Source organism: Lysinibacillus sp. FSL W8-0992 (genome assembly GCF_038008685.1).
Taxonomy (GTDB): domain Bacteria; phylum Bacillota; class Bacilli; order Bacillales_A; family Planococcaceae; genus Lysinibacillus.
In genome coordinates this window covers 4,019,608-4,041,930 of the sequence record NZ_JBBOZQ010000001.1, presented here as the reverse complement: position 1 = coordinate 4,041,930, position 22,323 = coordinate 4,019,608, and the positions used below count along the sequence as shown (strand labels likewise).

Genomic DNA, 22,323 nt, shown 5'->3' with positions numbered 1-22,323 from the left:
TTAAAAGTTTAGTTTTACAATTCCTGTATAGGTCTTTAACAATACTTCTTTTACAAATACTTTTAATATATACAAGATATTTGTAAAATAAAATGAAATTTGTGTTTTAATAGATAGTGGAAAGTGAGTCTTTAAACTTAATTAATAAGATGTCCAAAATACATAAATAGGAGTAATAAAAAACAATGAAATCAACACAATTAAGGCTAAAGCATTTAATAATGGGTTTAGCTATGGCAGCATTTTTCCTTACAAGTATCGGTAGCTTATGGAGTGGCTATCGCATGAATGTGGATTCGATAAAGGAAAATTCGCTTGAAACCAATCGTGTATATGCACAAAAATTGGCAACAACCGCAAGTGCATACTTAGAAGAAGCCTTTCAAATTTTAGGATATAGTGCGGGCAATATAGAATCTATCATGAACGATGAGGCTGCCTTGGATCGGGAAACAGATCGTTTAAAAATGCAAAATAATATGTTTAACTCAGTCATTGTGTCCAATGCGGATGGTTTAGTATTGTCTGTATCACCGCCTTCTGTAGATGTTAAAGGTAGGTATTTAACTTCTGCAGGGGGGAAAGAGGCGTTATCTAAAAAAACCCCTCTCGTATCCAAACCATATGAAGGTATAACAGGAAGACTAATTATCTTTATTTCATACCCTATATTTTCAGCGGAAAATGAATACTTAGGAATGGTAGCAGGTACAATTTATTTAAAGGAAAAGAATGTATTTAACTTGCTATTAGGAGAGCATTATTATCATGACGGTTCGTATGTTTTTGTAGTAGATGCAGATGGACGTATTATTTACCATCAAGATCCAACGCGCATTAACGATGTTGTAATAAAAAATAAAGCTGTTCAAGAAGTTGTTTCGGGAAAAAATGGCGCAAAGCAAGTAACGAACACAAAAGGGGTAGAGATGTTGGCAGGATATAGCTCCGTGCCGCTAGCAGGGTGGGGAGTCGTTTCTCAAAGACCATTAGATGTAGCGCTAGAGCCTTCATTCGACCGAGTACAAGATGTAGCGATTAAGGCTATCCCTCTTATGCTATTATCAATCATTATTTTATTATGGACAGCAGCGCGAATTGCCCGTCCATTGCAACAGTTAGCAACATTAACGGAAGAAAGTTTAGATTCACGAAATGTAGAAGGGTTAAAGTCCGTACGCAGTTGGTACTTTGAAGCGTATTATTTAAAGAGTGCGCTTATTCGAAGTTTGTCCTTTTTGCAAGGGCAAGTATCCTATTTTAAAGATCAATCGACAACAGATCCTTTAACTGGTGTAACAAATCGACGCACAATGGATGCTATGCTATATGAATGGCAGAAAAAACATATGATGCATTCGATTATTTTACTTGATTTAGATTATTTCAAGAGCGTTAATGATACTTATGGTCATGCAGTAGGAGATAAAGTACTGCAATTTTTAGCAAAAAATATGAAAGCTGTAGCACGGGAACATGATATTTGCTGTCGATATGGTGGTGAGGAATTTATTATCTTATTGCCTAATACTTCTGTTGAAGAAGCAGCAATTGTAGCCGAAAATTTAAGACAACTATTAGCAAACACGAATAGTCCATGTGGACGTCCAGTAACATTATCAGCTGGGGTTGCGGAGTATCCGAAAATGGCTAGTACGACAGAAGCCCTTTTTGAAGCTGCAGATGGTGCACTGTATCTTGCTAAGCAAGCGGGGCGAAACCAAGTGAAGATTGCTGGAAAAGAATAGTGCAGCCGATAGAAGATGAGAAAAGCGATGAGACAAAAAGTGTCTCATCGCATAAAAAATTAATACCCCATACCCATGCCCATATGTTTATGGTGACCCATATGGTGCTGTGGCATATGGCAGTGATTGTGTGGCATACCGCATAGAGTGTGGTTTTCACAGCACTCGTTTACTACGTTTTCAGTGCATGGGAAGTAGTATTGATGATCAATAATATGTTTGTTAACTGTTGTGATATGTGCTGGCTGAACGTGTGGTACAACTGTATGGATATAATTTGTGCGAACATATTGCTCTGGTGGTAAAAATTGTGGTGGATCAAATTGTGTTGGCATTGTTTGTGGTGGGCAGCATTGTGGTCCTCTTCCATGGTGACGCTTACGATTAAACATGTTATTACCTCCTGTTTTGATAAGTTGTGGTTCATAATTAACATATGAGATGTAAGACTAAGTGGTCTATTTGTATGCCTATTAGGGGCTAGTTAAATCTCTTAACTGCCACAGAGCAGTGAAATTTCGTGGCATGTAATGTTTATTTACCAAAAGGGAAAGCAGTAATTGGGGGATTTATCAATTTGTGAAAATCATTTATCGATAGCTACAGCCAAAAAGTGAAAATAGACTACAGCTTCTGGATATAACAAGAGCTGCTTTTCATTTTCGTATATTGATATGCCTAGCGAAAAAGGATAGTTCTCGTCAGTAATTTGGCGACAGAACTATCCTTTATTTTTATGCTTGATACCAATTTTCATCAAAATTAAGTTGTAACGCTTTACCAAAAGCAACACCAAACTGAATAAAACCTCTTCCTCTTGCAGTAATAATCGGACCATCCTGGACGATTAAGTCTTCTGAGTAATAGTTAAGGTCAAAAACCCCTAATTGCTTCATACCTTCAAGTGACAAGCCTACTGTATAGTTTTTGCCCTTCAATACACCAGCCTTAGCTAAAAGGTATGGAGAGCTTGAAATACTAGCAATGATTGCCCCAGTAGAACTCATTTTTCTAATAAAATCGATTAGCTCTTGCGCATCTACTAATGTCATAATGTCCAAACAGCCAGGTAATAACAGACTATCAAACTCTTCTAAATTGACTTCGCAAAGTTGTATATCTGCTAAACAAGATAAACCTGACTCACCTTTAATGCAGCTCTTATTATTTAAACCAACTGTCACAATGGGTTTATTCCCTTGCATTAATATTGATAATGCTACACTTAATTCATATTCACTAAATTGCGGGTATAACAATACGGCCGTTTTTTTCACTTCCATCACATCTCCAATATGTTCAAGATACAATATTCATTTTACAATATATTGGAAATTTAGTGTATAATAGATAAAAAACATGAAGGACATATACTATAAAATGATGAAAAATGTAATGTTTGTTTTCATAAGTATGCTTGTCTTAACGGGCTGTTCAAAAAGTAGCTATAGCACAGCAGATGCCATTGAAAAGGGGGATATTACGGTTACACCAAGTGAAATTCACAACCTAGAGCGTTTTGAGCAATTTTTGCAGAGCATATCAAAGCAGCAAGAGGACAAGATTCGGGTGACATCCTTTACCATCGAAGGTGATCCTATTTTTCAGGATTTACATTATGATGGGGACAACATTCAATATTCATACGATAACACGAATGATGCATTCGGTGGGCAAGATAAAGGAGTTAAGACAGAAATTTGTACTGCTATAACTAGCAAAGGTAAGATGCAAGGCAAATCAGAATACTATATTGCTGGTTGTGAGGACAATTTCGATTATTATCTACTGGAGGTAAGCGATCGCTGATAGCATCGAGAGAATGGCCAATAAAATGAATCGAATCGCTGATAAAATATGAGAACAAAGGAGATAGGCTATTGAAAAACATTGTGACTTTGATGGGCCTGCTACTATTGCTATTGTATTTTTATAAGACACCAATGTTAGATACTAAAGAAGCCGTTTTAAAGGCAGAAATGTATTTAAATAATCCTCCTCAACATACATATACTGCGCAAATGAATGTCAATGTAAAGGAGCTGACTACTGAACAAATAAATACACAATTACACAATCAAACTGGCATGTTAAATCGAATGTTTAACCGTAAAGAATGGGTAATTATGCTCCAATTTGATAATAGAAATCCAACTGTCGTGATAGATGCTCATAATGGGAAACTTATTCAACTAATAGGAGCAACCAATTAGTTTACAAAAAAATATCAAGAGCTTCTGGAAGCCCTTGATATGCTACTACTATATTATTGTACGAATGTTTTTTTCTTAACTTGTCTTTATTATCAATTAGCAATCCAACGCTCGGAATGTATGAATTAATTCATAATGTCATCAATAGTTAAAGTAGTGTACTTCAATACATTTTTTAAATGTAACTCATTTCTAGACCATGCATCATATTTTTCATACAATAAACCGATTTCATGGTTTGGTAACTCGGTAAGTGCTGAATATGAATATCCATATTGCGGATAATCGACATCATACTTGTGATTCCAGTCGATTGTATTTGTAGCTTGATTGATGAATCCTACCCATAACTGTCCATTTCTTCGGCCATTTGTGGAATTCGGGGTACTTAATATTACTGCCTCTTTGCCATTTATTAGCTGAGAATATTTAATAATCGACAGTTGTGTACCATAAGAGGTATTTTCCACGATGTCTAGATATTTCACTTCACTCCAACTATCTCCACTATCTAAACTCGTCATATAGCCTATTTTGCCTGTTGTCGTTCTTAAATACGTTTGAATGACACCTGGTTTAATTTCCACCATTTGTGCTTCGGCAGTTGCATTAGTAAACGGCAGTGGAGCGGTTTTATGTGTCCAAGTTAGCCCATTGTCGTCGCTAATAATATATACCATTTGCTTACTTGCATATGATGAAAAGATAATGCGATTCGTGTCAGCTAAGACCAAACCTTGTCCAGGGCTTAAGTATGAAGCGTTAGAATTTAATCCAAGGAAAGGCGGTAATAATAGCGGAGCATTCCAAGTTTCCCCTGAATTATCACTTGTCGTATAGCCTATATAGTTCGTAGGTGTAATTTTCAATAAGGAATCCTTGTAAAAGATATTCATTTTAACTTGATTACCATTTTTGTATTCAATTAAATTACCGTTTTCAAACTTGACAGAGTACTGCTCTACATTTAAATATTCATTGTTCTTTTTTATATTGTAGTAATGATCCACACTATATTCAGTCGGTGTATTTAAAATATCATTATAGATTACACCGTTTTCACGAATGGAATAATTATATGCCGATTCAGAGCCATATTTCAATTTTAGATAGAACTGTCCATTTATTGATTTGTAACCTGAATTCGTTTTTAATGCATTCTGATTTCCAATACCAGCTGGCATAAAATCAGACATCAAAATTACCTTATTGTTCTGTTTATCCTCCACTAATGCAGAATCAATAAAAGAGGCACTACCACTTATTTGAATATTTTTACCTACGTCATCCCTAGGCCAATCAATTGTTTGTTCTGCATAGTCATCAAATTTTAAGGCTAGTTTGGGATTGGACCAAGTAACCCCATTGTCATCACTATATGAGGTAGCAATATTTATTTTGCTTTTAGAATCATGTGTCCCTCCGTATCTAGCATCCACACTAGCAAGAACTCTGCCATTACTTAGCGTATATAAAGCAGGAATTCTGAAATAATTAGCTTTTGTTGTATCGCCAGCTTTAAAAATCAAGTTGTTTGTAGTGGAATTTGTCGTTTCATTGATCAGTTGGTCATTGGATAAAGATTCATTAAATATTTTTAGGGATTCTATTTCTCCATTAAACTTAAAGTCTAGTTTTCCTTCTCGGTTAACTCCACCTAAAACAAAGGAATTTGCTCCTGAAATTTTGTTAATCGGTTTAAAATTTGAAGCTTTACTTTCAATAATTTTTTCACCATTAGCATACAACGCATACATACCCTGTTGTGAGTTTGAAACAAATGCTACAGTGTTAGAAACCTCTCCATTCTCATCTTTCCCCCATAGAGAAGCGGGTCTTGCAATCAGATAATTAATACTTGCATTAGCGTCTCTTACTTCGACACCCAATTCACCGTTATTTCGTAAAAAAATATCAAAATAATTATTTTTATAGCCAGTGTCTTTATTTGATATTCCAAACAAAGCTTGCAATGCATTTTGATTGTTGGACTTAAACTTAATGATTATTGTAGAACTTTCCGATGTAAGTGCTTGTTGTAGTTCATTCGTTACATCTAATCCTTGGTTATTTAACACTATATTATTTTTTTCAAAAATTGGTGTACTAACGTATTGTGTTTGATTACTTGTAACATTCGTTTCTGCACTTGCATGTGTTGGACTCACTTGACCAAAACCAAGCCCTAAGAGCAGTGTAGAGATACCGATTACTTTAAAAGTATATTTCATATTTATGCCTCCTCGTATATTTATTTAAGAGCTCCTGTAAAAAGAGTTTCCAGTTGAAGTAGATTTTCTGAAATGTGCGTTAAAATCCTATCGTTTAAATTTGTGAAGCGAAAGCTAGTACGTGTTAAAGATATGTTGTTACGCCTTACAGCTTTAAGTGACTAGGTCTGTTCTTTTACAGCAAAAGGACAAAATCGAATAATAACACCTCCTTACAAAATTAACGCATTAAAACATACTGAATAATAAGGATTTTGTCCTACATATTAAAGTGTAGGAATATATTTTCCTCAAATGAAATGCGTACACAAGTGAATTATACATATATTCCGAAAATTCTCAACATTAACATTTTTTAAAATTACCCAATGAAATCAACTTGTCATTCACAGTAAAAAGACTGTGAAACCCTTATGTTGCTTACAATATTCTTTGTTTGAATGCGATTAAATAGCTTAATTATTGGTGGATTTTTTTTTCAAAAATTTAAAATATAAAGAAAATTATTTACAATTAATTTTTAATTTGGTATATTTCATTTGAAAGCGGTAACAGATAATTATTGAAAAGCGGGAGGGAGAAAATAACATTAAAGAGATTTAAATAAGTTTTTCCAGCTTTTTATGCTTGTTATGACGACCTAGAAAATGGGGTACACATGCATTATGTAGGCATGTATATTGGAGAATGTATTTATCAAAGTTTGAATCTCAAATGAAAATGCACATTAATTGCCCACCTAGGAGCATTATTAACGGAGGAATGTACGGTGTTTGCGCGCTAGTCCTTTAACTATATATATCTGAAATTTCAGTCTTTATATTGTTTTAATCTTTCTATAAAGCTTTTTAAGAAGTTAATAGAAAATAAAAGAGGTATTGGTGCATTCCATTTTCTCATGGGAAGAGTAAGTACTCCATTAGAAGAAATTCCAGCATGAAATTACATACTATAGAGGTCATGAAGGATAGAATCGATGGAGCAATCGCTAAACGTTATACAAGCGTTGTTATAAGTTAGTTTGTATTACTTTTCATATCTATAAATATTGAAGGGGTGGTATTTGAATGAAAAAGAAAATGTTAGTGTTGTTCGTCATATTAGCTATGATGATTACTACTGCTTGTAGCGGTGGAGAAAATGAAGCAACAACAAACCAAAGCTCTTCAGGGGAATTTGAAGGGGAAATCACAGTTTGGCATTCCTTCACACAGGGACCAAGATTAGAATTTATGCAAGCAGCTGCAGATTCATTTATGAAAGAACACTCAAAAGTAAAAATAAAAATCGAAACTTTTGCGTGGCCTGAATTTTATACGAAATGGACAACAGGTTTGCAATCTGGACAAGTTCCAGATGTGAGTACAGCATTGCCAAACCATGTCGTTGAATTAATTGATGTTGATGCACTTGTGCCATTAAATGATGTCATTGATAACATTGGTAGGGATCGTTTTTATGAAGCCCCTCTAAAAGAAGGAACAGTGGATGAAAATAATTACTCTATCCCACTGTATTCACATGCGCAAGTGATGTGGTATAGAAAAGATTTATTAGAAGAAGCAGGATTGGAAGTGCCAAAAACATGGGATGAACTATATGAAACTGCTAAAAAGTTAAATAATGCTCCTAATGTTTATGGATTATCAGTGCCAATGGGATCTGGTGACATGATGGCAACAAGATTCTTGAATTTTTATGTTCGTTCAGCTGGTGAAACGTTAATAACGAAAGATGGAAAAGCAAACTTAACAAGTAAAGCCGCAATTGATGGTATTAATTACTGGATAAATATGTATAAATCTACATCACCTGAAGGTTCAGTCAATTATAAAGTATTAGATCAAGCTAATTTATACTATCAAGGAAAAACTGCGTTTGACTTTAATAGCGGCTTCCAAATCGGTGGAGTGGAAACGAATTCTCCACAGTTGCTCGATAAAATTGATGCTGCGCCAATGCCAAAAATTAATGCGAATGATCCAGAAAACGGAATTGAAACATCTAACATTCCAGTTGTAGTGTGGAAAAATAGTAAGCACCCTGAAATCGCTAAGGCATTTGTAGAAAGCTTATATGAAAAAGAAGAATATATTAAGTTCTTACATTCAGTACCAGCAGGAATGCTACCAGCTTTAAAAGACATTGCTGAGGACCCAGAATTCTTAAATAATCCGACTATCCAGAAATTTGATAATGCCGTAAAAGTTATTAGCGCAGCCGTAGATAAAGGGACTGCAATCGGTATGGAGAACGGTCCTACCTTACAATCAGGTGTTATCGTGAGTCAAGGCGTTATTGAGAAAATGTTCCAGGATATTGTTCTTAAAGATGTACCTGTAAAAGAAGCTGCTGAAAAGGCCGAAAAGGAATTAAATGACTTATTTAAGATGTTAGGTAAATAAGCAGGGCTCGGAATACACAACTTACGACGCTCTCATGAATTATGAGGGCGTTTGTTTTTTAACTTGTTTCACACTTCTTTAAGGTGCGATGGCTCAATAAAATTTGGAGACCATTACATTGAGGCGTAATTGTAACAGGTCTTTACATAACAGGAAAGGAGACGAGATATGGAAAAAAAACTTAAGTCTTTTAATTTGACAGGTATGCTATTCGTTTTACCTTCTGTACTAATAGTTATTTTACTATTAATCTATCCAATCTTTTCGAGTATCTATTTTAGTTTTACTTCGAAAAATTTAATCCGTCCATTTTATGACTTTGTATGGTTAGAAAACTTTAAATTTGTTTTAACCAATCCAGATTTTTATAGGGCTTTTATGAATTCTATAAAATGGACTGTTTTGTCATTAGCAGGGCAATTATTTATTGGTTTTACTGCTGCATTAGCCTTAAATAGAATTCCAAAATTCACCGGACTTTATCGAACTTTATTGATAATTCCGTGGGCATTTCCAGCAATCGTCATTGCCTTTTCATGGAAATATATTTTAAACGATGTATACGGATTTTTACCTAATTTACTTACTAAACTTGGAATAACAGACGCAAATATTAACTTTCTAGCTAATCCAGATTTAGCTTTTATCGTTGTAGTATTAATAAATATTTGGTTTGGAGCACCGTTGTTTATGGTTAATATTTTATCAGCTTTGAAGACGGTTCCATCAGAACAGTACGAAGCAGCCCAAATGGATGGGGCATCCTCGTTTCAAGTATTTTGGCATATTACGCTAAGACATATTCGTGTCGTTATCGGTTTATTATTAGTTTTAAGAACGATTTGGGTCTTTAATAACTTTGACATCCTATACTTAATTACTGGAGGGGGACCTTCAGATATTACGACAACATTGCCAATCTTTGCATTTAAAGCAGGATGGGGTATGAAGCAGCTTGGCGTCGCTTCTGCCATTACCGTCATTTTATTATTATTTTTACTTGGTATTTGTTTCTTGTACTTTAAATTACTCGATAAATGGGAAAGGGAGGATCGATGATGGTAGGAAAAAGCAAACTATCTACAACAATGAATTATATTTATTTGACTTTATTAGCTATCGTGTCGGTCTTCCCGTTACTTTGGATTATTTTATCGTCAGTAAAGTCCTCAGGGGAAATGGCTAATAATCCACTCTCATTCTTTCCTGAAAAAATAACATTTGATTACTATTTCAGGGTGTTAAATGACTTATCATTTACTACCAATATAAAAAACAGCTTATTAGTATCTTTTTCAGCTACATTCATTACCATCGTAGTGTCCGCGTTAGGGGCATATGGCATTGTTCGTTTCTTTCCGAAGGCAGGAAAGAAAATGACTAAAATCTTAATCACGACTTATATGTTCCCGCCTATTCTTTTGGCAGTCCCATATTCGATTATTATCGTATCTGTAGGTTTAGTAAATACATGGACGGGACTAGTCATAACGTATCTTTCCTTTTCAATTCCTTATGCGATTTGGATGCTTATTGGATTCTTTCAAACCGTTCCATTAGAAATAGAGGAAGCTGCAAAGGTGGATGGAGCAGGGATAGTGCGTACCTTTCTGCAAGTCGTGCTACCAATCGTAGCGCCAGGTGTAGTGGCAACTGCTATTTATACCTTTATCAATACGTGGAATGAGTTTTTATTTGCCTTGCTGCTTATAAATAGTTCTGAAAAGATGCCAATATCAGTGGCATTGTATTCCTTAACAGGTTCAGAAGTATTGGATTGGGGAGAAATGATGGCCGCATCTGTAATTGTCATTTTACCTTCTATTATATTCTTTATGATTATCCAAAATAAGATTGCAGGCGGTTTATCGGATGGAGCAGGAAAATAACAATTGTTTATATTGAGAGGAGAATAAATATGAGTCAAATCAACTATGGAGTAGTAGGGACAGGCTATTTTGGAGCAGGTCTTGCAAGAATACTTAACAGTTTAGAAGATGCGAAGATTGTAGCGGTATATGATCCAAATAATGCAGAAGTGGTTGCCAAAGAATTAGATAGTGAGGTTGAACCTGATATTGAAGCATTGTGTCAACGAGCAGATATTGATGCCGTAATTATAGCTTCCCCAAATGGATTTCATAAGCATCCCGTCTTAAGCGCTGCACAAAATAACAAACATGTATTTTGTGAAAAACCAATTGCCTTATCCTATGAAGATTGTAATGAGATGATTGAAGCTACGAAACAAAATGGCGTTACATTTATGGCAGGTCATGTCATGAATTTTATGAACGGGGTACGTACAGCTAAAAAATTGATTAACGAAGGTGAAATTGGTGAAATTCTTTTCTGTCACGCAGAACGTAATGGCTGGGAAGAAGCACAAAAAGAAGTAAGTTGGAAAAAGCAAAGGGAACTTTCAGGTGGTCATTTATATCATCATATTCATGAACTTGATTTTATTCAGTTTTTAATGGGTCCAGCTAAACGTGTGTCAATGGTTGGGGGGAATGTTGCTCATCAAGGAGAACAATTTGGTGATGAAGATGATATGTTATTAATTACGCTTGAATTTGAAAATAAACGATTTGCAACATTACAATATGGGTCTGCTTTTAGATGGAGCGATCATTATGTAAAAATCCAAGGAACGAAAGGTGCAATTTTAATCGATTTGCAAGATGTAAAAGTAGTTTTAAAAACACCGGAGAAAGAGGAAAGATATTTATTGCATGAATCAAAAGAAGAAGATGAGGATCGTACAAGAATTTATAGTGGGCTAAAGTCTGACCAAGCGATTGCCTATGGTAAACCAAATCAAACACCACCAATGTGGCTGCATTCGATTATGGAAAAAGAGATGAAGTATTTCCATAGTATTATGCAGGGGGCAGAGGTTGAAGAAGAATTTATTCCTTTACTGGACGGTACTGCTGCGAGAGCATCAATTGCTACTGCAGATGCCCTTACATTGTCTCTAAATGAAGATCGAAAAGTAAGTGTTGAAGAGATAGTTTCTAAAGGCGTTTTTCAAAAGTAAGATTGAATGTAGCATAACGAATGCGAATGGGGCATTATCAGTGGGCATCCTATAAAGGACAAAGCTCATGGTAATGCCCTTTTTAACTGCATGTAGAATAGTAATAAAAGGTGTAACTATGCAACGTACATACTTATAGAAAAATATGAGAGATTGTATAAGACAGAAAAAACACCTCCTAATTGAAAGTAAGGTATTTATACCCGAATTCAATCGAAGATGTTTAATTTGATTTATGCTGTTAGGAGTAGCCCCTTGTTTTTTTTCTTAACACGTCTCCATAAAAATAACGTATAAACAAATAGGACAATAATGATAATATACGCTGTTAGCATAGAACTTTCAGCATTCCCCATAAAGTTGAAGAAATTATTAAAACCATGGAAGAGAATTGTCAAAATAATGGATTGGCCATCGATAATCAGTAATGAAAGAACAAGACCTACAAGAAGGGCATAAATAATTTGAATGATAGTATCTTCAACCGATTGCCCCCCAACTAGTTGCAATGCATGTGTGACGCCAAACAGTATGCTTGAAATCCATATGGCAACAAAGGTTCCTTTAGGTTGCAACATGCGAAGTAGGATTCCTCTGAAAATTGTTTCTTCAATAAACGCAACGATAAACATTTGCATCATAAACATAAGAAATAAATCGCTAATCGATTCGAAATTTAAGCCTTTTGTGCCAATTAAAATAATACATAACACGATAAGAAGCGGTGAGAATACTATAATATTTTCTTTATTGATTGCAATAAAGAAGTAATGGCTCCATTTCTTTTTGACAGCAATATAAAGGAAGAGGCCAACTGCTAAAGGAATCAAAAAGGCAAATTGTAGAAACGGACTAGATGGTTGTTGAATGGATACGTAGGCGCCATTTGCAACATAGAAAAATATAAGAAGCAGTTCTAATCCAATAATTTTAAAAATGATTTTTTTCATTTTGTTGAATCCCTTCAAGGTTAATGTTTTTACTTTTCTTTATTTAATGTTTTCATGCACCATTTTATGATGGAATTGCAGAAGCTTTTCGTAATGCACCTGATATTACGATATAGATGAAAATACTAATAACTAGTAAGCTAGCGATAATAGTAAAAGCAGAAACCTTAGATACTAATTCAAACAGCGGTGTATACCATTCGAAAATCACCATTGTAATCGGAATCAACGCAAGTACACCAATAAAGCTGTAGCCACCTAATGTTCCGAAGCGGTAAAAGACGACATTTAAAAGTAAGCTTGAAATTAGACAGAGTAGAAGTAACACAGTATCCATAGACATTGTTAATAAAAAGGAATCAGAATTGCTGAAAAATAAAATAGGGTGGATAATAACCATATTTTCATAATCAAATAGGTTAGAAACGAGGGTAATAATTTTATGCGTACAAGCGATTACGAATGCACCAGCAAGGCTCCAAACGATGAAAAATAAGCCAACGTTACACACATATTGCATACGACTTAAGCCAAGCTTTAAAAAATAGGGCAATGTTTTATTTAAAATTTTCGCTCCCTTTACACTATAAAAAACATAGACAGGTATTGAAATAGTCATGGCAAAGGATACATACTGCCCAAAAAAAGTATCAATAAAAAATGACAGTATGACGATTGAAAACAGAATGCACCAAAAAATAATATTACTTTTTTTATAGCTTTGAAAAAGGACGTATAAGCTACCCTGTACTGTCTTCATTTCACTAACCTCGCTTTTTGTTGTTTACTTAAATACACCAATAGATCTTGTAAAGATACATTTTCTAGTGTGATGTTATCATCTTCAATAGCCTGACCACTAGCAAACACAACGGCTGTCATCTCCTGCATAAAAGTATGCTTATAAATTACTTCAAAGTTTTTGATTGCGAGCTCGACATCCTGTGGACTTCCTTTTACTGCAACAATATACTTTTCCCATTCCTCCGCTGTTTTTTGAAGTAATAATTCACCTTCATGGAGGATAAGAATTTCTTCGAACAATTTACTAGCTTCATCTATTAAATGCGTTGATAAAAGAAATAGCCTTGGATTTTCTATTTGTTGTTCGATTAATAAATCATAAAAAGTATTTCTTGCAGCTGCGTCTAATCCAATGTAAGGCTCATCGAAAATCGTGATTGAAGCATTACTGGCAAACCCTGTAATGATACCGAGTGCAGATACCATCCCTTTGGAGAGATTGCGCACCTTATCTTTTGGATTAAGAGCAAACACTTGAAGTAGTTCATTTGCAAGCTGTCCATCCCACTTTGGATAGAAAAAACTATTAGTCTTTAAACTTTGTGCAACTGTCATATCTTCTTGAAAATTCCCACTCTCTCCAACAAAACAAATGTCTCGTAATATAACAGGGGCATTAAATACATTCTCGCCATTGACACAAATTTGCCCTTTATTTGTAGAAATAAGTCCTGCTAAAAGGTTTAAAAATGTTGTTTTACCAGCGCCATTATGGCCTAAAAAACCTATGATTTTTGGCCCTTCAATAGTAAACGATATATTTTTTAAAGCATGCTTCTGCTTATATAATTTGCTTACATTTCTCACATCGATTTTCATAAGTTATCCCCTCTGTAACATATTTTGTAATTCTTCATCTGAGATACCTAAACGAATTGCCTCTTTTTTCAACGGTTCAATATGTTGTGCAAAGAAGATTTCCTTACGTTCTGCGATTAAAATCTTTCGTGCGTCAATACTAACAAACATGCCCACGCCTCGTTTTTTATAGATGACACCTTTTTCCACTAATTCGTTCACGCCCTTTCCTGCTGTTGCAGGATTTATTTGATACTCCTTGGCAAATTCATTTGTCGATGGAATGCGATCTTCAGATTGAAGTTGCCCATCAAGAATTGCATCTTCAATCCGTTCCCGAATTTGTTGGAAGATTGGTTTTTCATTGCTTAAAGAATAAATCACAATCCACCTCCTAGTTAATTGGTTCATTACTTGTGTAACTAACCATACAACGCAGTAGTTAAATTGTCAAATTATTGTTGGTAAATTTTTATAATTTGTGTATTGGTTCAGAAAAAATGGCGATATGTCCGAATCTCAAATAAATTTGCTTCACTCCATATTTGAGAGAAAAATAAGTAATCCCAGGGTGAAATTAATGGGGGGCATTACTTGAAGAATATTGACTTGCATAGGCAGCTTTTTTTCTTCAACTAACGACGCGGTTTAGTTATATGTAACTTTTGGTAGTCAATTTATGTCTATATAAAAGAGGTGGGTGGATTGAATATAAAAAAGTTATTCTATGGTTTGATTGCATTAGCTTTATTCATGATTACAGGATGCAATATTCAAGGGGGAACTACAACAGTATCAATAGACAGTATAGATGCTGAAGAAGTTTTAACATTAGATTCTGATGCCGATATTTTTCAGTATGATGGCGTTATCTACAAAACTAATATTGATTGGGTTGAAGAATTGTCTTTAACAAAAGATGTTCAAATCGGTGAAATAAAAACAAAAAATGATGCTAATACAGATTTTAAAGATGAGATGTCGAATAAACTTCCTGTTGGTACAAAGATTTTTTCCACCAAAGAACGAGGAGATATTTTAATCGTTGAATCAAAAGGAGAAATCAAAAAATATCTTGCAATTGTTGAAGGGTAAACAAAATAATCATTGAGTTGTGTGATCTTCCACAATCGAGCGCGATTCTGTAAAAAGGTCAGCGCTCGTTTTCATTAAAAGACCAGATTGTTAAATAACATTCTTAAAAGAACTTTACTAACATTTGTTGTAATATTTCCTTTAGATTTTATATTTACATAGCAATTTGTCATATATAATTTAAGTGGGTTATGAAGAAATTTTGAAAATTATATTGACAAAATATTTTTTTTCTGTAAAATGAAAAACAATTCAAAAATATTTGTATAGAACAAAGGCTATGAAAAGAAATAGTATCAATTATTTTTACGAACAGAAAGTTACCGGTTGATGAGAGGTGCATGTAAAACGATTGAGAATTCATCTTGGAGCCGTGTACCGAACAGATTATTCTAAGTAGGCTACGCCGGTAAGCACCCGTAATCATGTGCGAGAGTATCGTCAAATGACCGTACTTCTTAAGGTAAGTAATGTGAATTGCTTATAAATTAAAGGTGGTAACACGAGTTGAATCGTCCTTTTGGTTAATCCAAAAGGGCGTTTTTTTTTATTCCTTTTTTGAGCAAAGTATTTGAAAATCTAAACGTATTAGGAGTATGACATTATGAAAGACAATCATCAAGATTCACAGCTAAAGCGCGGATTAAGTACTCGTCACATGCAACTAATTGCATTGGGCGGATCCATTGGGGTCGGTTTATTTTATGGCTCTAGTTCAACAATTCAAATGGCTGGGCCATCTATTTTACTAGCTTATTTAATTGGCGGATTAGTAATTTTCACAATTATGCGTGCATTAGGCGAAATGGCAGTAGAGGAACCTGTATCAGGCTCTTTCAGTACGTACGCGGATAAATATTTAGGACGCTTTGCTGGGTTTTTATCTGGTTGGACGTATTGGTTCATGTGGATTGTCGTTGGCATGGCTGAATTAACAGTAGTCGGTGTATACATTAACTACTGGTTCCCTGATATTCCACAATGGGTAACTGCCCTTGTAGTACTTTTTATTATGATGCTTGTAAACTTAGCAAATGTAAAAGCTTACGGAGAATTCGAATTCTGGTTTGCGATGATTAAAGTTGTTGCGATTATCGGTATGATTGTTCTAGGATTGGCCATTATTTTCTTCGGTGTCGGCAACCAAGGTGAAGCAATTGGCTTCGATAATTTATGGGCACACGGTGGCTTCATGCCAAACGGTTTCCATGGTATTTTAATGTCACTAGTATTAGTTATGTTCTCATTCGGTGGGGTTGAATTAGTTGGTATTTCTGCAGGAGAAGCAAAAAATCCTAGCAAGTCAATTCCTTCAGCTATTAACAACATCGTTTGGCGTATTTTAATTTTTTACATTGGTGCATTAGGCATTATGATGGTTATTTATCCTTGGAACGAAGTTGGTTCAGAAGGAAGCCCGTTCGTTCAAATTTTCGATTATGTCGGTATCCCTGCTGCGGCTCACATTATTAACTTTGTTGTAATTACAGCAGCAATGTCTGCATTTAATAGTGGTTTATACGGTTCAGGACGTATGCTACACAACTTATCGGTACAAAAAAATGCTCCAAAATATTTTAAAACAGTAAGTAAAAACGGTAGTCCACGTAGAGGGATTTTATTTTCTTCAGCGATGTTATTAATTGCGGTTGTTTTAAATTACGTAGTACCTGAAAAAGTGTTCATCTATATTTCTGCCGTGGCGACTGTTGCAGTCATTACAAGTTGGATGATTATTTTATTAGCACAATTGAAATTTAGAAAGTCAAAAACGAAAGAGGAAGTAGCCGAACTGAAATTTAAAATTCCGCTGTATCCACTTTCTACGTATATTGCCATTGCATTCTTACTAATGGTTATTGTGTTAATGGCATTTATTCCAGATATGCGTGTTGCCCTATATGTCGCGCCAGTTTGGTTTTTAATCTTATTCGTTGGATACAAAGTAATACATGTTAAAAAGTAGTTAAATCATTTCATTTAACTGATACTTCTTCAACGAAGACATATGTTAAAAAGTCCCTATGGTTAACTCAAATGGTTACACATATCTCAAGAAAATTATTTTTATATAATAATAAACATTAATAACATTCCCAAATGAAAGATTGGAATGAAACCGAAATCCAAGAAATGCTGTTAAATCATCATTTCTTGGATTTTTATTTGAATATTGTCTACACATCTTTTATGTAAATATAGAAACATGGAGATGACATGGACACATTAACCATTCTAATATTGAAAGGTTTTCTGCAGAGGAATTAGCTCTTTGTGAGTATCTAATGAACGCATTATTAATTTGTTAAACGAGCATGATTTTTTTAGTTAGCAGGTAGAAGTATCCTATCACTCATCAAGGTCGTTGAAGAAAGCTTTACAAGGCAACTACTAATTTATTTTTGAAATGAGGGAAAATTAAGACTTTACAAAGAATTTTAACTCCTGTATATTTATTTTTTATTAACGACATATTAACGACAAAGTTGTTATATGTCTAAATCTATAAAAGGAGCATGATGTAATGGAAAATGAACAGAGCGTAAAGAAGAGGAGTTGGCTCAAAGTCCCTCATACATATACCATTATTTTTGCTATTATTTTTTTAGCGGGTATTTTAAGCTATATTGTTCCAGCAGGTGAGTTTGATCGTGTAGAAGATGAGGAAGGGCGAATGCTCGTTGTAGATGGAAGCTATCATCATATTGAGAGTGATCCAGTTTCATTTTTTGAAATGTTTACAGCGATTCCAATGGGGCTTGAAAAAGGAGCTCAAATTATTTTCTACATTTTCTTAGTTAGTGGTGTATTTGGAATTATTCATAAAACAGGTGCCATTGAAGCTGGTGTCTATAAAGGGGTAAAAGCTTTAGAAGGCAGAGAAAAATTGCTTATTCCTTTATCGATGATTTTATTCTCTGTTGGTGGTTTTACAATGGGAATGGCGGAAGAAACAATTATTTTCGTACCAATTGGTGTGGCCATTGCACGCGCGATGGGCTTTGATGCTATAACAGGAACTGCCATGATCACACTTGGTGCTGCCAGTGGATTTTTTGGAGGAATGCTAAATCCCTTTACAGTAGGTGTTGCGCAATCATTAGCAGATGTACCATTATTCTCAGGGATTGGCTTCCGTGCAGTAGTCTATGTTTTTGTATTAGGCTTTGCTATTTTCTATGTATCTCGCTATGCTTTTAAGGTGAAAAAGAACCCTCAGGCAAGCGTTATTTATGATATTGAGCAAAAAGCTAAATCCAATGTATCAGTGATTGACATTCCTACATTAACTGGAAAGCATAAATTTGTATTTATTGTCATGGCTTGTGGAATTGGCTTTAATATTTATGGTGTCTTTAATTGGGGTTGGTTTTTAACACAGCTAACTGCATCCTTTTTAATTATGGGGTTAGTTGCAGGATTAATTGGTGGTTTAAAACCTGCCACTATCTTTGATTCCTTTATTGAGGGAGCTAAGGCTGTAACGTTTGGTGCTTTAATTGTAGGCTTTGCCCGTGCCATTACGGTTGTATTAGAGCAAGGGAAAATTATTGATACGATTGTGTATGCAGCATCTGAAACAATTGGACATTTACCACATGCTATAAGCGCAATCGGCATGTTAATAATCCAAGCAATTTTAAATTTATTTATTTCATCAGGCAGTGGACAGGCAGCAGCAACAATGCCAATTATGATTCCAATTACTGATTTATTAGGATTAGAACGACAAGTAGCTGTTTTAGCCTTTCAATATGGCGATTCTCTAACAAACTCTATTATCCCAACTTCATCTGCATTAATGGCATATTTAGCTGTAGCAGGTATCCCATATGAAAAGTGGATTAAATTTATTTGGAAGATGATACTTGGTTGGGTAGTTATTGCTTGTCTGGCGTTAATTGTTGCGGTTGCCATAGGAATCACTTAAAACATGATGTAATCTGACCAAAAAAGTTAGACAAATAATTTAAGCAACTGCTAAGATCTGAGTCCGGTATTGTATTGGACTCAGATTTTTTAATTTAGCTTACATACGTTTGTGATGATAGGAATGAATATAAGCATTTATCATTAAACAATAAAATAGATGATCAAAGAAATGAAGTAATACAATTTAATTAGTTTCGATGAACCGCAGCATAAAATAAGAAAAAGCCATTCACTCCACAAGCGGAGAGAATGACTTTCCTTCATAAATCGCAAAACTACTGATTATAGCTTTGCCCAACGTTCCTCTAACCAGTTCATAAATTCTACACCTTTGTCGCCTTCATACGCATCAAAGACATCTAAACGCATACGTTTTAGTTTATCCGCAAATTCTGCCACTGTATGGTCCTTCGGCAAGCTCTTTTTCACCCGTAGGAAAATTTTATCTGTTCCTTTAATAATATCAAAACGTGCAGGTGATGGCTTCTCTACGTCCTCACCAAACGCCACGAGTGCTTCATAGGCTGCTAATTGCACCTTGTTGACAGTATCATGCTCCATACGATTTTTTAATAAATCTATGATTTTGTCATGTTGATAAGCCGATAACATTTCGACTGCGTCTAAACGCTCTCGCCAGCTAGACGTATAATTGGCTTGTTTTTTTAATGCTTCATACTGCTCAGGTAATGCTGTTTCAAACTGTTTCAAGTAATAGCACCTCTTTTTTTCACTAGAGGAAAAATAAATTCTTCTTCTGCTTCTCTTATTATACGTTGTCTTGGTGAAAATAGCGATGAATCGCTGGTAAGGATAAATAAATATATAAAATGGAAACTAACTACATTAAGGTGAACCGTATCATAAGTATGTACTATTCTTTAGTAGTATAAGCGGTGAAAATTTAGAAATTGTTACGGACAGCGGTAGATATGTGAAATTAACAGAGCAAGATTCAGCGAATCTATATGAGATTTTAACAGGAGAACAATTAATAAAGTAATTACCTTTCTTGTATACTATTCAACTAACAGGAGCTTTGGTTGAATAACGATTTTCAACAATCGGGCGCGATTCTGTAACAAGGATTAGCGCTAGTTTTCATTAAAGGGCCATATTGTTAAGAAATGGTCTTACACTCTTAATTGAGATTGAAGGATTATATTGGAAGCGCAGATTTATTTTATTAAAAAATAGTTCTATTAGATAAACTTATGTATATTAATAATTATTTAAAAATTTACTTATGAATTTATTGATATACTATTGGGAATAGAAGGTAAAAACATGCGTTAAAGCCGAATGTAACTAAACATTCCTGTTGAAATAATCTAAAGTTGACATGGGGGATTTTAAATGGGTATTGATTTTCATAATGAGAAAAACCGTAATACTTATTCAACTCGAAAAGCAGATGATTCGTGGGTTAAGGTTATAAAGGATCTGGTACAGTTCGACAATATCTCTAAGGCGTTGGATATAGGGTGTGGTGGAGGTATTTATTCAAAGGCGATATCTGAAATGGGAGTAGCCTCTGTTACCGGTGTCGATTTTTCCGAAGAAATACTAAAAGGTGCAAGAGATAACTGTAGAGAATTTCAAAACATATCATTTAAGCAAGGTGATGCTCTTCATACAAGCTTAGAAGGCAACGATTACAATTTACTTCTTGAAAGAGCATTGATACATCATATAAATGATTTGCAAAAATGTTTTGAAGAGGCATATCGACTATTAAAGGACAAAGGAATTTATATTGTTCAAGACCGTACACCTGAAGATTGCTTATTAAAAGGTAATGATAGTCACATTAGGGGATATTTCTTTGAACTATTTCCACAATTAATTGAGAAAGAGACTAAACGCAGATACAATAGCCAATTTGTAATAAAAACACTTTCAGAGGTTGGGTTTAGAGAAATTCAAGAAGTACAGTTGTGGGAAACAAGAAAAGTGTATAAAAATAAAGAGCAATTACTAAAAGACCTGAGTGAGAGAACAGGAAGAAGTATTTTACACGAATTGGACGATAAAGAATTAAACTTATTAATTAATTATATAGATAAAGCAATTTCGACTGAAAATAATATTGTAGAAAGAGATAGATGGACCATTTGGAAAGCCGTAAAATAATTTGGTGGGGTGATTAAATCAGTGGAAAAAGTACTTAAACGAACATGGCGTTAATCTAGTATGGATTAACGCTTTTATTGTTTTTAATAATGTAAATCAGCTCATAAAACTTAATCTATCTTCAACAATCAGGCGCGATTCTGTAACATGGATAATTGCTCGTTTTCATTAAAGGGCCATTTAGTGGAGGAAGAATCCTAAGAAAAATTGATTACATATGGTAATGCTAGATTGGTTTTTGTGAAAGATTATACTTAAACTATAGGGGCAGGTTAATTAAAAAAAGAGAAATGGGGGTTACGAGTGAGAGGTATATCTTTTGAAATTCCCAACGCTTACGGGAAATATTTGTTAGAGATATTAGATGGCATCAATTTAAAAGGATTAACTTTGAAAATTGGTGGTGGAGAATCATATTTTATTGAAAATAATACATTAGGGGACCCACTATTTCCAAATATCAGCGTGTTAAATGAGGAAGAACTATATAAGCAAATTTCAAGAGAAGATTATTATCTTATATTTGTTGATTTAAAAGGATTTCCGAAAAAGTCAGATGTGAGAGAAATTGAAACCTATCAAGAATTTGTTGAAAGTGAATGTACATTTGTACTCCTATTGGTCGATTCCTCCTATGTAACAATCTATTCCAAGGACCAAGTAACCGTTAAGCATTTATTCTCTAAGGCAATAACTGCTGGTTACGAAAATATTGAGTATATTACAGATGAAAATGATACACGAACAACGTTGATTGCTTTTTAATACATAATTTAGGCATCGTTTGACCAGCAAATTGTGAAGTTATGTACTTAAACTAACTGGGTACATTACATTAGTTCAAGAAGTATTACGTATTTTTATGGCTAAGATCATATTTCAGTTATTCCATTAAAGGGCGCGATTCTGTAACAGGGATCAGCGCTCGATTTCATTAAAAGGCCAGATTGTGGAATAACGCAGTTGATGG

General features: G+C 34.5%; 20 protein-coding genes and 1 other annotated feature. Of the genes, 12 read left to right on the top strand and 8 right to left on the bottom strand.

What is annotated here, in order from left to right; translation table 11 throughout:
- Positions 1-185: 185 nt before the first annotated feature.
- Positions 186-1,748, top strand: coding sequence for a sensor domain-containing diguanylate cyclase (locus tag NSQ74_RS20270; RefSeq protein WP_340825705.1), 1,563 nt, complete (start codon positions 186-188; stop codon positions 1,746-1,748).
- Between the two features lie 59 nt (positions 1,749-1,807).
- Here the strand turns inward: NSQ74_RS20270 and NSQ74_RS20265 are convergent, their stop codons facing one another.
- Together NSQ74_RS20265 and NSQ74_RS20260 are read right to left on the bottom strand one after the other, a co-directional pair.
- The gene (locus NSQ74_RS20265) at positions 1,808-2,140 is read right to left on the bottom strand and encodes a CotD family spore coat protein (protein ID WP_173478152.1); all 333 of its coding nucleotides are present in this window, start codon (positions 2,138-2,140) and stop codon (positions 1,808-1,810) included.
- Positions 2,141-2,482: 342 nt separating this feature from the next.
- The gene (locus tag NSQ74_RS20260) at positions 2,483-3,031 is read right to left on the bottom strand and encodes a DJ-1/PfpI family protein (protein WP_340825704.1); all 549 of its coding nucleotides are present in this window, start codon (positions 3,029-3,031) and stop codon (positions 2,483-2,485) included.
- A gap of 97 nt (positions 3,032-3,128) precedes the next feature.
- On the opposite strand from NSQ74_RS20260, the gene NSQ74_RS20255 reads away from it, so the two are divergent.
- Together NSQ74_RS20255 and NSQ74_RS20250 are read left to right on the top strand one after the other, a co-directional pair.
- Positions 3,129-3,557, top strand: coding sequence for a DUF4362 domain-containing protein (locus tag NSQ74_RS20255; protein ID WP_340825702.1), 429 nt, complete (start codon positions 3,129-3,131; stop codon positions 3,555-3,557).
- Between the two features lie 71 nt (positions 3,558-3,628).
- Positions 3,629-3,961 carry a hypothetical protein gene (locus tag NSQ74_RS20250; RefSeq protein WP_340825701.1) on the top strand — a complete coding sequence of 111 codons (333 nt, stop codon included), beginning with the start codon at positions 3,629-3,631 and terminating at the stop codon, positions 3,959-3,961.
- A gap of 125 nt (positions 3,962-4,086) precedes the next feature.
- Here the strand turns inward: NSQ74_RS20250 and NSQ74_RS20245 are convergent, their stop codons facing one another.
- A complete protein-coding gene (locus NSQ74_RS20245) occupies positions 4,087-6,192 on the bottom strand; it encodes an exo-alpha-sialidase (RefSeq protein ID WP_340825700.1) in 2,106 nt (701 codons plus the stop codon).
- Between the two features lie 1,067 nt (positions 6,193-7,259).
- Here NSQ74_RS20245 and NSQ74_RS20240 point away from each other — a divergent pair.
- From NSQ74_RS20240 to NSQ74_RS20225, 4 genes are all read left to right on the top strand, one after another.
- Positions 7,260-8,597, top strand: a complete 1,338-nt coding sequence (locus NSQ74_RS20240) for an ABC transporter substrate-binding protein (protein WP_340825699.1) — start codon at positions 7,260-7,262, stop codon at positions 8,595-8,597.
- A gap of 168 nt (positions 8,598-8,765) precedes the next feature.
- The gene (locus NSQ74_RS20235) at positions 8,766-9,656 is read left to right on the top strand and encodes a carbohydrate ABC transporter permease (RefSeq protein ID WP_340825698.1); all 891 of its coding nucleotides are present in this window, start codon (positions 8,766-8,768) and stop codon (positions 9,654-9,656) included.
- Positions 9,653-10,486: a carbohydrate ABC transporter permease gene (locus NSQ74_RS20230; protein WP_340825696.1), complete on the top strand. Its 834-nt coding sequence runs from the start codon at positions 9,653-9,655 to the stop codon at positions 10,484-10,486. The genes NSQ74_RS20235 and NSQ74_RS20230 overlap by 4 nt, the downstream gene beginning before the upstream one ends.
- A gap of 29 nt (positions 10,487-10,515) precedes the next feature.
- Complete coding sequence (locus NSQ74_RS20225) at positions 10,516-11,640, top strand: Gfo/Idh/MocA family protein (RefSeq protein ID WP_340825694.1); 1,125 nt, start codon at positions 10,516-10,518, stop codon at positions 11,638-11,640.
- 233 nt (positions 11,641-11,873) lie between these two features.
- Here NSQ74_RS20225 and NSQ74_RS20220 read toward each other — a convergent pair whose 3' ends face one another.
- The 4 genes from NSQ74_RS20220 to NSQ74_RS20205 all read right to left on the bottom strand — a co-directional run bounded on the left by NSQ74_RS20220 (position 11,874) and on the right by NSQ74_RS20205 (position 14,576).
- The gene (locus NSQ74_RS20220; protein WP_340825693.1) at positions 11,874-12,590 is read right to left on the bottom strand and encodes a CPBP family intramembrane glutamic endopeptidase; all 717 of its coding nucleotides are present in this window, start codon (positions 12,588-12,590) and stop codon (positions 11,874-11,876) included.
- Positions 12,591-12,654: 64 nt separating this feature from the next.
- Positions 12,655-13,350, bottom strand: a complete 696-nt coding sequence (locus NSQ74_RS20215) for a hypothetical protein (protein WP_340825691.1) — start codon at positions 13,348-13,350, stop codon at positions 12,655-12,657.
- Positions 13,347-14,213 (bottom strand): ABC transporter ATP-binding protein, encoded by an 867-nt coding sequence (locus tag NSQ74_RS20210; RefSeq protein ID WP_340825690.1) that lies wholly within the window; start codon positions 14,211-14,213, stop codon positions 13,347-13,349. Before NSQ74_RS20210 ends, NSQ74_RS20215 begins: the two co-directional genes overlap by 4 nt.
- Before the next feature lie 3 nt (positions 14,214-14,216).
- Positions 14,217-14,576 carry a GntR family transcriptional regulator gene (locus NSQ74_RS20205; RefSeq protein ID WP_340825688.1) on the bottom strand — a complete coding sequence of 120 codons (360 nt, stop codon included), beginning with the start codon at positions 14,574-14,576 and terminating at the stop codon, positions 14,217-14,219.
- 312 nt (positions 14,577-14,888) lie between these two features.
- Here NSQ74_RS20205 and NSQ74_RS20200 point away from each other — a divergent pair, with 312 nt between their 5' ends.
- From NSQ74_RS20200 to NSQ74_RS20190, 3 genes are all read left to right on the top strand, one after another.
- Positions 14,889-15,287, top strand: coding sequence for a hypothetical protein (locus tag NSQ74_RS20200; protein WP_340825686.1), 399 nt, complete (start codon positions 14,889-14,891; stop codon positions 15,285-15,287).
- Positions 15,288-15,558: 271 nt separating this feature from the next.
- Positions 15,559-15,810 (top strand) — a binding site (T-box leader).
- Between the two features lie 81 nt (positions 15,811-15,891).
- The gene (locus NSQ74_RS20195; protein ID WP_340825685.1) at positions 15,892-17,253 is read left to right on the top strand and encodes an amino acid permease; all 1,362 of its coding nucleotides are present in this window, start codon (positions 15,892-15,894) and stop codon (positions 17,251-17,253) included.
- A gap of 558 nt (positions 17,254-17,811) precedes the next feature.
- Positions 17,812-19,218: a YfcC family protein gene (locus NSQ74_RS20190; protein WP_340825684.1), complete on the top strand. Its 1,407-nt coding sequence runs from the start codon at positions 17,812-17,814 to the stop codon at positions 19,216-19,218.
- A gap of 284 nt (positions 19,219-19,502) precedes the next feature.
- Here the strand turns inward: NSQ74_RS20190 and NSQ74_RS20185 are convergent, their stop codons facing one another.
- Positions 19,503-19,931, bottom strand: coding sequence for a HEAT repeat domain-containing protein (locus NSQ74_RS20185; RefSeq protein ID WP_340825682.1), 429 nt, complete (start codon positions 19,929-19,931; stop codon positions 19,503-19,505).
- A gap of 645 nt (positions 19,932-20,576) precedes the next feature.
- Between NSQ74_RS20185 and NSQ74_RS20180 the strand changes: the two genes are divergently transcribed.
- Both NSQ74_RS20180 and NSQ74_RS20175 read left to right on the top strand, forming a co-directional pair.
- Positions 20,577-21,353 (top strand): class I SAM-dependent methyltransferase, encoded by a 777-nt coding sequence (locus NSQ74_RS20180; protein WP_340825681.1) that lies wholly within the window; start codon positions 20,577-20,579, stop codon positions 21,351-21,353.
- 303 nt (positions 21,354-21,656) lie between these two features.
- Positions 21,657-22,118 (top strand): DUF2691 family protein, encoded by a 462-nt coding sequence (locus NSQ74_RS20175; protein WP_340825680.1) that lies wholly within the window; start codon positions 21,657-21,659, stop codon positions 22,116-22,118.
- Positions 22,119-22,323: the final 205 nt, after the last annotated feature.

Excerpts from the sequence above, each read along its gene's own strand:
- NSQ74_RS20270 (WP_340825705.1), top strand. The coding sequence starts at position 186 with ATGAAATCAACACAATTAAGGCTAAAGCATTTAATAATGGGTTTAGCT.
- NSQ74_RS20265 (WP_173478152.1), bottom strand. The coding sequence starts at position 2,140 with ATGTTTAATCGTAAGCGTCACCATGGAAGAGGACCACAATGCTGCCCA.
- NSQ74_RS20260 (WP_340825704.1), bottom strand. The coding sequence starts at position 3,031 with ATGGAAGTGAAAAAAACGGCCGTATTGTTATACCCGCAATTTAGTGAA.
- NSQ74_RS20255 (WP_340825702.1), top strand. The coding sequence starts at position 3,129 with ATGATGAAAAATGTAATGTTTGTTTTCATAAGTATGCTTGTCTTAACG.
- NSQ74_RS20245 (WP_340825700.1), bottom strand. The coding sequence starts at position 6,192 with ATGAAATATACTTTTAAAGTAATCGGTATCTCTACACTGCTCTTAGGG.
- NSQ74_RS20240 (WP_340825699.1), top strand. The coding sequence starts at position 7,260 with ATGAAAAAGAAAATGTTAGTGTTGTTCGTCATATTAGCTATGATGATT.
- NSQ74_RS20235 (WP_340825698.1), top strand. The coding sequence starts at position 8,766 with ATGGAAAAAAAACTTAAGTCTTTTAATTTGACAGGTATGCTATTCGTT.
- NSQ74_RS20230 (WP_340825696.1), top strand. The coding sequence starts at position 9,653 with ATGATGGTAGGAAAAAGCAAACTATCTACAACAATGAATTATATTTAT.
- NSQ74_RS20225 (WP_340825694.1), top strand. The coding sequence starts at position 10,516 with ATGAGTCAAATCAACTATGGAGTAGTAGGGACAGGCTATTTTGGAGCA.
- NSQ74_RS20220 (WP_340825693.1), bottom strand. The coding sequence starts at position 12,590 with ATGAAAAAAATCATTTTTAAAATTATTGGATTAGAACTGCTTCTTATA.
- NSQ74_RS20215 (WP_340825691.1), bottom strand. The coding sequence starts at position 13,350 with ATGAAGACAGTACAGGGTAGCTTATACGTCCTTTTTCAAAGCTATAAA.
- NSQ74_RS20210 (WP_340825690.1), bottom strand. The coding sequence starts at position 14,213 with ATGAAAATCGATGTGAGAAATGTAAGCAAATTATATAAGCAGAAGCAT.
- NSQ74_RS20195 (WP_340825685.1), top strand. The coding sequence starts at position 15,892 with ATGAAAGACAATCATCAAGATTCACAGCTAAAGCGCGGATTAAGTACT.
- NSQ74_RS20190 (WP_340825684.1), top strand. The coding sequence starts at position 17,812 with ATGGAAAATGAACAGAGCGTAAAGAAGAGGAGTTGGCTCAAAGTCCCT.
- NSQ74_RS20180 (WP_340825681.1), top strand. The coding sequence starts at position 20,577 with ATGGGTATTGATTTTCATAATGAGAAAAACCGTAATACTTATTCAACT.